14 protein-coding genes are annotated in these 12,502 nt (G+C 66.5%); all 14 read right to left on the reverse strand.

What is annotated here, in order from left to right; all coding sequences use genetic code 11:
- Window positions 1-163: 163 nt before the first annotated feature.
- The 14 genes from ACU5AX_RS19550 to ACU5AX_RS19615 all read right to left on the reverse strand — a co-directional run bounded on the left by ACU5AX_RS19550 (window position 164) and on the right by ACU5AX_RS19615 (window position 12,498).
- A complete protein-coding gene (locus ACU5AX_RS19550; protein ID WP_446692232.1) occupies window positions 164-697 on the reverse strand; it encodes a hypothetical protein in 534 nt (177 codons plus the stop codon).
- Between the two features lie 43 nt (window positions 698-740).
- On the reverse strand, window positions 741-1,025 hold the full coding sequence (locus tag ACU5AX_RS19555; RefSeq protein ID WP_446692233.1) for a hypothetical protein: 285 nt from the start codon (window positions 1,023-1,025) through the stop codon (window positions 741-743).
- Between the two features lie 125 nt (window positions 1,026-1,150).
- Window positions 1,151-2,473, reverse strand: coding sequence for a hypothetical protein (locus ACU5AX_RS19560; RefSeq protein WP_446692234.1), 1,323 nt, complete (start codon window positions 2,471-2,473; stop codon window positions 1,151-1,153).
- A gap of 64 nt (window positions 2,474-2,537) precedes the next feature.
- Window positions 2,538-3,242: a hypothetical protein gene (locus ACU5AX_RS19565; protein WP_446692235.1), complete on the reverse strand. Its 705-nt coding sequence runs from the start codon at window positions 3,240-3,242 to the stop codon at window positions 2,538-2,540.
- A gap of 27 nt (window positions 3,243-3,269) precedes the next feature.
- A complete protein-coding gene (locus tag ACU5AX_RS19570) occupies window positions 3,270-3,779 on the reverse strand; it encodes a hypothetical protein (RefSeq protein WP_298277249.1) in 510 nt (169 codons plus the stop codon).
- Window positions 3,780-4,178: 399 nt separating this feature from the next.
- Window positions 4,179-4,493 (reverse strand): hypothetical protein, encoded by a 315-nt coding sequence (locus ACU5AX_RS19575; protein ID WP_298277256.1) that lies wholly within the window; start codon window positions 4,491-4,493, stop codon window positions 4,179-4,181.
- A gap of 30 nt (window positions 4,494-4,523) precedes the next feature.
- Window positions 4,524-4,814: a hypothetical protein gene (locus tag ACU5AX_RS19580; protein WP_242121872.1), complete on the reverse strand. Its 291-nt coding sequence runs from the start codon at window positions 4,812-4,814 to the stop codon at window positions 4,524-4,526.
- A 62-nt stretch (window positions 4,815-4,876) separates the two neighbouring features.
- Window positions 4,877-5,683, reverse strand: a complete 807-nt coding sequence (locus ACU5AX_RS19585) for a Mom family adenine methylcarbamoylation protein (protein ID WP_242121873.1) — start codon at window positions 5,681-5,683, stop codon at window positions 4,877-4,879.
- Window positions 5,684-5,717: 34 nt separating this feature from the next.
- Window positions 5,718-5,975, reverse strand: a complete 258-nt coding sequence (locus tag ACU5AX_RS19590; protein ID WP_446692236.1) for a hypothetical protein — start codon at window positions 5,973-5,975, stop codon at window positions 5,718-5,720.
- The gene (locus ACU5AX_RS19595) at window positions 5,963-8,365 is read right to left on the reverse strand and encodes a DNA cytosine methyltransferase (RefSeq protein WP_446692237.1); all 2,403 of its coding nucleotides are present in this window, start codon (window positions 8,363-8,365) and stop codon (window positions 5,963-5,965) included. Before ACU5AX_RS19595 ends, ACU5AX_RS19590 begins: the two co-directional genes overlap by 13 nt.
- Window positions 8,308-9,468 (reverse strand): deazapurine DNA modification protein DpdA family protein, encoded by a 1,161-nt coding sequence (locus ACU5AX_RS19600; RefSeq protein ID WP_446692238.1) that lies wholly within the window; start codon window positions 9,466-9,468, stop codon window positions 8,308-8,310. Before ACU5AX_RS19600 ends, ACU5AX_RS19595 begins: the two co-directional genes overlap by 58 nt.
- Window positions 9,469-9,491: 23 nt before the next feature.
- Window positions 9,492-9,851 (reverse strand): DUF3768 domain-containing protein, encoded by a 360-nt coding sequence (locus ACU5AX_RS19605; protein ID WP_446692239.1) that lies wholly within the window; start codon window positions 9,849-9,851, stop codon window positions 9,492-9,494.
- A gap of 38 nt (window positions 9,852-9,889) precedes the next feature.
- Window positions 9,890-10,825, reverse strand: coding sequence for a hypothetical protein (locus ACU5AX_RS19610; protein ID WP_446692240.1), 936 nt, complete (start codon window positions 10,823-10,825; stop codon window positions 9,890-9,892).
- Entirely contained in the window at window positions 10,822-12,498 is a 1,677-nt protein-coding gene (locus ACU5AX_RS19615) for an ATP-binding protein (RefSeq protein ID WP_446692241.1), read from the reverse strand. Before ACU5AX_RS19615 ends, ACU5AX_RS19610 begins: the two co-directional genes overlap by 4 nt.
- Window positions 12,499-12,502 lie beyond the last annotated feature (4 nt).

Consider the following 12,502-nt stretch of genomic DNA (forward strand, 5'->3'; position numbering starts at 1 on the left):
TCCTGATCGTCTTCGGACCCCTTGTCCTCGACACCACTCTCCATCCCTCTCTCCTCCTCGGCCCCCTTCAGGGCCGAGCAGGGCGCGTCAGCGCCCACTCATCGGCGCGCTCTTCGCGCGGCGATGGACGCCCGGGGGGACGTACTGGTTTATGGGAGGCACCCTATCGGGGGGGGGGGGGGGCGGCCGGGTGCGTCCGAGCCGGATTCGCGAGCTTGCCGCGTGCTGTCTCGAGCCTGCGGATCGCGTCCGCCAGGAACAGACCCTCGGACTCCTGCTCTTTGCCTTCCATGCGCTCGCGCAGATTGGCGATGCGCCGCTCGATCGCGTCGGAGGTTACCAGCAGGTCGTCGGCGGTCAGGACGGCGATCGTCTCGCCTGCCAGGAGTCGGTGCTGCGACGTTGCGAAGCTGAGGTAGTGCGCCGCGACCGGGTAATGGTGGCGGAGCGCCTCATGCACGGCGTGGCTGAGCTGGGCGGTGTCGTGCGCCAGTTCGCCCAGCAGCGTGTCGCGGCTCATGGCCGGGATCGTGCGCAGGTAGCCGTGGCCGGTAGTGACGGCGATGGGATCGCTTGAGGCGAGGCCGACGATCTGTTCGCGCGCGATAACGAGCACGTCGCCCTCGCGGACGTGGGGATCATCGAAGCACGCATCATAGGCGAGCCGGGTCGAGGTGAAATGATGGACGCGGTGCATGACCGTTCCTTTCCGATGCTTAGGAGTGGCGACGCGCGCGGCGTCAGGAGTAGGAAGGGCGCTCGGCCGGGTAGTGCGCGGGCGGCAGGCCGGTGAAGGTGAGCGCGCGGTAGCGCCCTCCCGTGTAGGTCACCGACGAAACCGGCGTTCGGTGCTGCTGCAACCGATCGAGCAGACGGTTGGCGCGCTGCTGCGCCCGTACGGCCGCGGCCTCGTCCAGAAAGAAGCCGATCACGCGAACGAAGGTGCCGGCGTCATACCACCAGCCCCCTTCTTCGGGGCCGCCATACGCCCGGTCAATCTCATAGAAGCCGAGGATGGTACGCATTGGCAGGCTCCTGGTGCGACTGGCCCGGTTGGCCGTCCTGCCCGTCCCGCTCCCCCTTCCCTTCTGTTCTGGGCTTCGCGCAGCGACATGCACCGCGCATTGCACCGCGCCTTAAAGGTGGGCAGTCAGGCCGCTCGGAGGTCGAGGGTGCCCATCAAGGTGGTCGCCGCCCCGAAGGTGCGCAGCGTGGACGCGATTGTCGGTCTGAGGCGTGCCTTGCTCGACACGATTACCTCCGGGGAGAGCGGCGCGCCGTCGGCGTCAGCATAGCCGGTCGCGAGTGTGCCGATTGTGGTCTCCACCCGGATAAGGTGACCTCCGTTGGGACCGGGTCCGACGTGGCGGGCGGTGAACTCACCGAGTTTGCCGGTGAGGCCGTGGATCGCTTTGCCCCAGCGGATATGTCCCGCAGCCATGTTCTCGTTTGCGGCGTAGCCGCGGTCGAGCCAGGTTCGCAGATGGGCGCGCTGCTGCAGGCGAGTGTTTCGCGTGCGCTCCATGGTCCGGCAAAGGGGCAGGACGTCGGCGATCTCGTCTAGCAGGCGTAACCCGTCGTCTTGCAGCGCGATCAGCACGTCGTCGAACTCCCGGCCGGCGAGAAGTTGCGTCAGCTGGTGTCCGGCCGCGATTGCCCCGATTGTCGGGCTTTCGGCAGAGCGGTGATCCGCGGCGAGGCCGTCAGGAACCACGAAGCCGGCAGGCGTCAGGATGACGATCATGGCCTTGTCGGCGCCGGGCCGAGAGAGGATCAGGGTCAGGAAGTCCCATGCCGTTCGCGACGGGTCTTCGGTTGCGACATCTGCGGCGTCGATGATGGCGAGCCGGCGAGACCAGCGCGCGGGCCTCGGTTCGTCTGTCGGTTTCGGCCACGCGCTGGGAAGCGGCCGACCACTCGGCGTCGCTGTAGGCGCGGGCGGCGGGAAGTTGCTCTCCCGTAAGATGGCCAGATTGCTCCGGCGCGCAGCGTCGAACAGATCTGTTCGGTCGCCGCCTCCATCGGTGAAGCCCTGGTCGTAAGCGGCATGGCGCAGCGCGAGTGGGGCGTTCGAGGGGATGCCGTCAGGGTAATGGTGGGGCCATCCGACATGGGCGGCGTACCAGCCATCGGCGTAACGGCAGCTGACGTCCCAGTCGTACCCGTATTGCTTGTGGCCGTGCAGGATGGCGATGTCGCGGTCGTTGCCGCGGCCCGACTGGACCTGCTGCTCGGTAAAGGCGAAGTTGGTGGCCTGCCGCTGCGCCTCGGTCTGATCGCGGATCGCGTCGTTGATCGGGCGCATCGCGGCGATGCGTTCGCGGCCTCGAGCCGTCCGGTCCTGAAGGGGCGCGTCGGGCGGCAGGTCGGGAAAGTCGCGCCACGCGGCCGCGATCGCCGCTGCGTGTTCAGGGGTCCGGCCTCGGGTGAGCCATGTACTCACGTCGGCGGGGTCGAGACGCTCTTGTGCCATGACAGCCTCGGGGAAGAGAGCGAGCGGTCCACCACGCATTGCGCGGCGGACGGCCGCGGTTGGGTCAGACGGCGGTCGGAGCCGGGAGCGCGAGCCATTCGGGTTCGTCGTTCGCGATCGGCTTGTCGAAGTCGGCGGCCTCGGCTTCCGTGAACACCGTGGCGGTTGCGAGGGAGCCGAATCCGTTGTCGTTGTTCCAGAAGGAGAGCCCATGGGTGCTATCGCGGGTCGTGAGCACGAAGCCGTCGAGACCCTCGTAGGCACCGGCATCAAGGCGCTTGAAGGCGCGTTCGAGGATTCCCTGGGTGGTGTGCCACTGGATGCCCGCTTCGGTGATGACGACGCAGCCGCCCCCGAAGTCGCCAACCTTCAGCCGATCGCTGCCGTAGGACCAGGCAAAGCCGCAGGGCAGAGCCGACTTGCAGGCGCGGAAGATGAGGTTGGCGACCTGGTCGACTCCGAACTGGTCGCCGGTGAAGGTGACGCGCACGTTGTCCTCGCCCTCAGCGTCCTCGATGGCGATGCGAGCGTCGAGATACGGGAAGTTCCAGTCTTCGAAGAGCTCGAGGAAGCTCTCGAACCTATTGTCGCCCTTGGGTGGGAAGACAGCGCGAAAGCGCTCGTCGAGCGTGTCGTAGGCGGCGGCGAGCTCGTCGTCGGTGCCGTGGGTATCGAGAAGGTCGACGGCCTTTTCCGCCTCCCGGAGGAGTGCGGCGTCCGCGCGCGACATCAGGAGGGCGAAAGCCGCCTTGAGATAGCTGTTCGACATGGGACTCTCCGTTCGCTTAGAGCGCCGTCAGGCGGTTGCGGCCTCGGTCAGGCGCGCGCGGGCGACTGCGGCCTCGTCGGGAAAGGCTGCGGCGAGATTGGTGTGGAGCGTCTCGAAGTCCGCGACCGGGAACCGACCGTCCGCACCCGGCCGGGTGACGTGAAAGGCGCTGATCAGGATTTCGCTTGGATCGCTGTGAACCTGGGTCGGGGTGGCGTCGTCATAATTGACGGGCGCACGGAATCCGGCCTCCAGCCAAGTCCCAAGGCCCTCCTCGACCGCCTCGGCATAGGTACGAACCGCCTCGTCGAGCTCGTTCTCGACGTGGAGCACGAGGGTAACGTAGGTGCCGAAGTCGTGGCGATTGGCGAGGCCGGAGAGACGGCATCCCGGAGGTGGCGAGCCGTACCGGGCGATTATCGCATACTTATAGGTCAGCACCTCGAGCTTGTTCAGGGCGTCGAAGTCGGGCGTCTGTCCGAGCTGGGCGCAGTCCTCGTTGGCGGGCGCGCCGCCAATGTCGACGAAATAGGGCATGGGGATCTCCGTCGGTCCCTATCGGACCACGCAATCCCTCCCCCCTCTCCTTCCCGTTTGGGCACCCGGAGCGGTCTTCGGCCGCTTAGCGCTTAGCGCGGGGTTGTCTTATGGTTGGCTCGCTCGAGCAGCACGAAGATGATCGTCATCATTGGGAGCGCTACTAGGGTAAGGTTCGGATCGATGACCATGGTGCCTACGAGCACTGCGGTTGCAGCCAGGAGGAAGGCGAGCGATCGCCAAAATCCGGGGGATCCTCGCGAGAGGTCGGTGACCGCCTTAGCCGCGGTCGAGCGGGCTGACTTCTGTGAGGCTTGGGAATCCGACATGCGTGATCTCCTCTCGGCGAGTGTAGCATGGCCTGCAATTCGCGGTCTCAACAAATCCGCGCCTATTTGGTTAGTCTGGGAACAGGCGGCGCTTCATCTCGGCCTGGTATTCACCGTCGGACAGACCGAGGGTCTTCAGTCGGTCGGTCTCCAGCGTAGCTGCGAGGTCGGCGGGAAGGATCGCCCAGGGGCGCGCGATGGCAATGGCCTCTGCCGCTGTCGATAGCTCTCGCAGGTTCGTGCCCCTCCAGACGACGGTTTCTTCTTCCCCTACCTCCTCGGGGTCAGGACGCAGTACCTGCACGAAGAAGGTCTCAAGCGGCCGGTCCCATCCGATCGCAACAGAGGTCGCGCCACGAAGGCCGGTAAAGGTGTGCCTGCTCATTGGTCGTCCTTCCCGTAGGCATCTGGCGTTTCAGAGTGTGACCCAGGCGGTTTGCCATGCTCTCGGGGCGGCCTCAAAGCGAAGAACGCCCACGATGTCCTCGACTCCGAACGCGACGCATTCCTCGAGCCAGATGACATAGCAGGCCGATTCCGCGAGTTCGGTCGCCAGTAACTCGTCCATCATCGACGCCTCGCGGGCCATCTGTTCCGGCAAGGCGTCCCAGTCGAGGGCGTCCAGGAAGCGGTTTCGCCGCTCGATGAAGCGGATCAGACGGTGTTCGTCGGCCTTGGCGATGGCGATAGCCTGGTGGATGCGCATGGCTCGTCTCCTCTCGTGGACACGCTCTCCGCTCCCCCTCTCCTTCCCGTCGGTACGACGGGTCAGGCTCCGAGCTGCTCACGCAGGACGTCCGATCGGACGGGATAGGCAAGACGCGGAAGCGAGTGGCCGGTGCGGCGTGCCTCGCGGGTGAGTTCGAAGCAGTAGGTGAAGAGTGGGCTCTGCCGCGCGCTGGTGAGGGCGCCGGTTCTTCGGCATCGATCCAGCCAGACGCGGGGATGCTCCGTCGGCCTCGGGCGTGGTGCGCCGAGGCGAACCAGTTGATCGATCGCGCCGGCGTGGCCGCTTTCGAGATTGCGGATCTTGGACAGGGTCCGCTCGGAGATGGTTTCGCCGGCGATGCGCAAGACCTGCCGCGGCCTTGTTCGACCACGATACGCCCCGGAGAGGGCGGCATAGACACCCCCGCAATGGCCGTACGCCGGATCGGAAAAGCTGACGACGGCTTCGATGCGCGGGCGCGCCAGACGCAGGAGGCGAAAGGCGCGGGAGGTGAAATAGCTCTCCCCGTTCGCGGCCACGCTCGGAAGACAGAGCAGTCGTTGCAGCACGCAGCCGCGCGCGGCGTCTGAGAACCCGGTGTGGCGCGTGATGACGGCGCCGGTCGCGGGGACGCCGAAGACGATCAAGCCGTCGAGCGAAGCAGCACCGCCCTTGCCGGGTCCGAACAGGCCGACCGCGACCTGCGCGGCGGGGTAGCGTGGAAGATAATGGTGGTCCGCCAGGAAAGCGCGGGCCGTTTCGTGACCGAGTATATCGACCGCGTAGCGGCGGGGATCGATTAGCGTGTCGTTGGACACGTACAGGCTTCGCCGGTCGCGCCAGCGTTGGCTCCGGGTGGTCAGCATGATGGTCGCCCTCGTTGGTCTGCGGCCTCGGTCATCAGCGGGGAAGGCGGAGCGTGCGCGCGATGTGGCCGGCGTACACCCCCACGGCGGACCAGTACGCCGCCAAGGGCGGCTTGTGGGTGTGCCAGCTCTTCTCGGCGCGGCGTCTAGCATCGCGCTGCAGGTCGAGCAGGACGAGGCGGAGCGCTTCCTGCGCGGCAGGGTCTAGGTCGCGCAGCGCGTTGATGGCCGGCAGGCCGAGGACGGGATTGCGGATCTCCGCGCGCGATGAGCGCTGGGTCACATGAACCATGTGTCGATCCCGTCGAGTTCGAAGGCGGCTTGCCGGTTGTCGATGGTCAGCGCGAGCGCGCCGGGTTTCACCCAGATCTCGCGCGGCGACAGCGTGAAGCGCTCGCCGGCATCGGCCAGGAGCAAGGTTTCTCCTACCGTTTCAGCGATGCCACGCGATGCAGGCGGCGGAATCGCGTTACCGACCCATTCCCGTTTCTCGGCGTCCGATGTCCCGATCAGGTCGATGTACTCGGTCGGATCGAGGATACCTTGGATGACCAGAAGCTCGGCCGACGTGAACGGGCGATGCCAGGTGCCGTCGAGTGCGACGATGCGGGCCACAAGGCGATCGTCCTTGGCCGGCAACGAAGCCGGAAGGTCCTCCAGCCCGGGTTCGCGCGGGTCGGCAACCGACCAGCTGCCGTTGCACTTCTTGGCGAAGCCGGGGATCGCGCCGGTGTGCTGATCCCATCCGACGATGCCGTAATGGGTCTGCGAGACGTAGTTCTGCCGGTCGGCGCGGCCGAGCGCCCGCGGCCTCGGATCGGCAACCGAAAGCGCACCAGAGCCGACCCGGTCGGAACCGGTCACCGTCGGAGCGGCCGCGTTTGCCGGCACCACGCGCATCTTGTTGCCGTGCTGGCCGAGTTCACCCGAGCGATAGAGAGGATCCGCGACGACGAACGCGCCCATCCCTGTTGTCGAGGCGCCGATCACGGCGTTGGTTGGGCTGTCATAGGCGCAGACCCGGTATTTGCCGTTGGTGTGGCGACCTTCGCGAGCGCGCGGGTCGGGTACGGCGCTCGCAGGGTGCGTCAATTTGACGATCTTGAAAGTGTTGTTGAAGCGCGGGCGGTCCTGTCTCGGATCCGCGACGGCGTTGGGTCCTGAGCCGACCCACATGTTCGCCGTGACGACGCCGGCGGGCTCGTCCCAGGTCCGGATACCGAGTTGGACGCTGGCGGGGTGCCCGTTGATGCGTGGGTCAGCGACCGAGTGGGCGCCGGTGCTAGGCTTCGGTGACCCGCTGACGACGCCTGTCGAGCCGTTCCAGCCGATGACGCCGAGAACGTGGCGGTGCGTCGCCGGTCCATAGGCAGGCGTCGGATCGGCGATCGAGAAGGTGGCCACCCCATTCGCCGCGGTGACCGGGGCTTCCGCCCTACGGCCTCGGGCATGGATCTTCGGATCGGCAACGCTGAGCGCGCCGCCCGCCACGTGCGCGGCGCCGCTCACTACCCGGGAGGTGGCATCGTAGTGGGCGACCGATAGAAGACTGGTGTGCGTATCAGGTCGGTAACCCGGGCGCGGGTCGGCAACAGAGTATCCGCCATTGGTTGGGCCACCCCGGCTGCTGACCACGCCCACATGGTCGACCCAGTGCCGCACGCCGAGATAGCCGGTGCCGTCGCGAGAGGAGAAGGCACGCGGATCGGCAACGGAGAAACGTCCCTGGCCAGGTGCGCGCGCGCTGGTGACCAGCGGACTGCGATCTTCCCAGCGGCAGACGCCGTAGGCGTTATCGCGCAGGGGTAGTTCTGGCCGGATGCCGTAATCGCGCAGGACCCCGTTTTCCACGGCGAGCTTGTTCAGCGATCGCCAGTCCGAGCCGGCCTCGACAAAGGCGAGACGAACCCATGTCTGCCATTGCAGGGACGGAACGCGGTGCATCGGGCCGGCGAGCGGATCACCGGGCAAGGGCATCTGCCCGATGACCTCTCCCACCCCGCGGAGCCGGAACTTGCGGGGCTGATAGATGAAGGGGGGGACGCGCTCGGTATGACGGGCGATCAGCAGGAAGCGCTTGCGGCTCTGCGCGAGGTGCCCGAGCTCGCCGCAGTCATGACGGCTCTCGTTGACCGAGTAGCCATAGGCGCGGAGCAAGGCGATAATCTGGTCGAGCAGCCAGCGTCCGCGCGTCTGTATCCGGGGCACGTTCTCGATTAGAATGACCCTGATCGGATCGTCCTTATAGGCCTCGAGGGTGAGCCAGATCCCGCGAAGGGTGAGGGCGTTCAGGGCTTGGTACTTGTCGGTGAGGCTCTTCGCCTGCGACAGAAGGCCGCTGAAGCCCTTGCATGGCGGGCTGAGCAGCATGCACGTGAGGGTGCCGAAGACGGCGCGGATGTCGGCGGGGACGGCTTCGCGCCAATTCCGGTCGGGTTCGCGGCCGTGAAAGGCGCGGTACTGGTCGCGGCTGAACAGGTCCATGACCGTCCCGGGCACCCCCGTCAGGCGCTCGAAATTACGGATCGCCCCTGGATCGACGTCGATTCCGCCGGCGCATTCCCAGTGGGCGACCATGTTGCCGACCATTGGGCGCGCCATGCCGAAGCCCTTGGCGCCAGCCCCTATTCCCGCGAACAGATGGCCGTGGCGGTAAACTCGGGTGATGGGAGCTTGAAGCATGGGACCTCCGGAGGTGTCGCGGGGGCAAGGTTGCCCGCGCCGCGCACCTTCCCGCTCCCCCTCCCCTTCTCAGGCTGCTTCGCGCCGCTCGTGGTAGATGTCGGCCGCCCAAGACTCGACCCAGCCCGCGGTGATTCGTCATGGTCGAGGTCGCCGCTCTCGATCAGGTCCCGGATCTGCTGGCGGGCAAGCGCGATCGCGGTTTCCCATGGGTCAGATGCTGTCGGCGACGATGGCACCGGTTCGTCGGCCTCGGGCAGGAAGCGTGCAGGCGAGGACGTGTGGGCGCACTGTTGGCGATACCAGCGTTCCAGATGATCGGCGACGAGGTGATCCGTCTTGCGTACACCGCGCCGAAGTGCGTCCTGTCGGGCTGCGATGCCGTACGCTTGCGAGTCAATCGAGGCGATCCAGCGCGCGAACGGAGCAAGGTATGGCAGGGCGTCGCCCTTGACGCCGAAGGCGTGGATCTTGGTGCCGATCGGCAGCTCGCGGCTCAGCCGCTCGACCACGGCGATCAGGCCTTCTGGGCCGTGTATCGGGCGTCTGCACATGCTTCCGACCCCGACGACGGTGCCGGGCAGCATAAGGCCTTCCAGCGCGTCGAGACAGCGGATGTAATCGGATGGGGTCCGCCCTTGCAGGACGGGCATAAAACGCTCGCGGATGCCGAGGTCGACGGCGCGGGCGTGGCATTCCCGGTTGGTGGCGATCGTCCGCGAGATGCGGTCGCGCACCTCTTCCCGGTCGTGGGCGACCTGTACTTCGCAGCAGTAGTCGGCGCTGGCGATCCGTCTGAACGGAAAGGAGGCGGCGAGCGCCATGTAGTCGTCGATCGACCACGGCATGCCGTTGTAGGCAACGGTCATGGTATAGCCGGCGCTATCGAGGTCGATGCTGGCGAGGTCGGACGCGTTGGCGAGTGTGCTGGTCCGCCATCCCCTCCAGTCGCGCCAGCCATCGACCTTGCGCCAGCGCGAAAGGCAGTTTGCAGAGATCAGTACGGGCGCGCGCAGCGCGGCGGCGCGCTCGAGGAGCGCACCGCGGGCGAGATGCGGCAGACCGATGATGATCTCGATCCCGGACGGATGCAGCGTCGTCATGACGGGACGAAAGGGCGCGGACATCAGAGGTCCTCACGCAGCATGATTGTGAGGACGCGGCGGGTGACGCTGGCATCGGCCGGATTCTCCGAGCCGTACTCAAGAGCCGTGTCGTAACAGTCGATCGCGAAATAGATGCGCACTTCGTCGATGGCGAAGTCGCCGCGGTTGCGCTCCGGGACGCCGTCGGGGAATTGGTACTGGCGGATCTCCTGAAGAAGGCGGGCTTGCGCGATTGCTTGGGAGGCCAGGCTGTCGTTGGACAGGCTCGCAAGGCACGTGCGCGTAACGACGATGCGGGCGGTGCGGTCGAAGCCCTGCCGGCAACGGTCGTTGAGCCGGGCGATAGCCTCGCTCCGGCTGGTCGTATCGTGATCAATCATGGGAGTGCTCCGTTGAACCTGGAGGGGGTTGCCGGCTGTCAGGCAGCGAGGGCGCGTTGCTCGCGTCGGCCTCGGTCCGGAAAGGCGGCGTGGAAGCGGTCGAGCCAGCTGGCGAGCGTCGGGCGAGCGTCGAGCGGGATGGCACCGGCGACGTCCTGAAAGCGGATCAGCTCGGTAGGGGCATCCCGAGCGATGCGGTCGACTTCGTTGGCGGGGAGGAGCCGCTCCTGACGAATGAACTGGCTCATCGATCCAGGTCGGGCGCGAGTGCTGCGGCGCCAGAGCCCTTCGACGGTATGGAGGCGCGGTGCTGCCCGGGCCTCGACCAGAACGATAAGGCGCAGGCACCATGCGGGGAGCTCGCGGATCTCGCTGGGCGCGTTGGCCACGCACAACCAGCACGCGCTCTTCGGAGGGACGGGCAAACCCTCGGCCTCGATACGGCGAATGCAGGCGTCGCGATCCCAGCCCCACTCACGCAACGGGTACTGGCACTCATAACGCGGATCATCGATCGAGAGCGCATGGTTTGCCCGCTTGGTGTCGCGCGGCCCTGCGTCGTAGCCGATCAGGCGAGTGACGCGCTGCCCGCGTTCCCATGCGTCCAGCGCGGGACGCCATCGGGCGAGGTATGCGTCTTGTGGCGCCTTCTTGTACTTCAAGCTGCAGCTGGACCCTCCCAGCGACTTGCTCGGAAGGGTGGCATTGGTCAGGCACATCTCCAGGATCCCGTAATACGGGGGCCAGTGTTTGAACCGCTTCGGAGTGTAGGAGACCAGCTCGAAAGGAATGCCGCGATCGCGCATCCATGGCCGGATCACGTCCAGATATGCGTAGGTCGCCGGCTTCTCGACGCCGGTATCGGCGCTCAGACAGAGGTCGGGCGCCTCGCCGCGGGCGTGTTTCTCGATGAGAAGCGCGGTGCTGTCGACACCGATGCCGTAGGCGAGGACGACGGGCGGGGCCGGGATCATGCCGCGTCTGCCGGCGCGAGCGGTGCAATCGCGATCGCCAGGTTCTTGCGAGTCACCGTGATGGTGACGGTGCGGTCCTCCGGGACGAGGTAGTAGTGACCGGAGAGTAGGTCCCGCAGACGGTTGTCGAGCGCCGCGTCCCCGCCTTCGAGAAGGCCGATGATCCGTTCGGCCGCATCGCGTTGGAACCGCTCCTGCTGGGTGTCGTAGCTGTCGGCCGCGGAGTCCTCGTTGGCCGAGAAGACGGCGCTCTCGAACAGGTCCGCGACATCCATTGCGGAGAGGTCCGAGCCGCGGCGGACGAACACGCGTGTCTCATCGACGGAGTTGCAGGAAAACTGGTCGGGACCGAAGGCCACGTCAGCGTCGCAGGCGACTTCGACAAAGGCGCCGGCGTGCGACAGCGTGGCGTGTAGGGTGATCGCATCGACCCATCCGTCGTCGGCGTCGGCGGGCGCTTCCACCCCTTCAGAGATCGTGAATTGGCGTTCGCCCTGAATGATGGCGAACTCGAGGGTCTCCACCCGGGCCAGCTTGTCGTACCAGCTATATCCCTTGAAGGCGTCATTCGCGTCGACCAGCGGTCCTCCGAAAGGATTGTGCTTGGTGATCGCACGCTCGGCCGGGATGGCTACCAGTGCCTCTTGGTCGGGCATCAGCACCATGGCCGGGTCGGTCGTCCGCACGCCGGTTTCGTAATTGCGGTACTGGTCTGCCGCGGGCGCAGGCCAGGTGAAGAGGTAAGGCTCGGCCTCGGAAAGCAGGACACCCAGATCACGGGCTTCGGTCCAGTTCTCGAACGACAGGCGGTGCGTGCCTTGCGCTGCGATGGCGCGGTACAAGGTGCATTGCACCGCGGTTCTCAGGTCCGAAACGCCCTCATTCTCGACGACTTCCTTGCGAGCCGGAAGGACGAGCTGGATGTCGGGTGCGTTGACGATGTCGACCCGCGCGATCCAGTGGTCGCCGCGGTCGACCTCGGTCAGGTGAGGCAACCGGCAGGGGATCGTCACGCCGTGGAAGTTCAGCGCCGCGTCGCGGGAGGAATAATGCGAGGCCGGCACTCTACGGATGCCGATACGGGTGCCCTTCCAGGTTTCGACATGGACGGCGTCGGCGAGCCAATCGTGCTGCTCCTGGGGCTCGCCATTGAACGTCACCGGGACCGGGAAGTAGCGAGCCGCTGTTGCGACATCGCGCTCGATGGTAGTCAGCCATTGCTCGGGCATTCTAACGGTCAGCGACGTCCCGTAGGGGATCGGGTCCGAGGAGATCGCGATCGGGCGGCTCGTCTCCCAGGCTGAAGCGGGAATATGAGCCATCCAGCCCTGACGATCGGGCCGCGAGTAGGAGCGGATAATGACATCGCGGCCAGCGAGGCTGAAGACGCCCATGCCGGCAGGATCCTCGGCCCGGCGTGTGTCGTCCGACCAACCGGAGCGGCCGAGCGTCACGATCGAGGCGGGATCGGCGATGCCGTGGCCGTCATCGACGACCTGGAGATAGGTGGCGTCGCTTGCGGTGATGACCGTGACGGCTACGATCGTGGCCCCTGCCCTGCGCGCGTTCTGGAAAAGCTCGCAGATCACGTCGTACGCGGTGTTGTTGAACAACCGAGTGACCTTGGTGATGGTCTCGGGCGCGACGGCCGTCGCGATCATGGCGGGGATCATGGCA

This window comes from Sphingomonas benefaciens, from assembly GCF_052907485.1.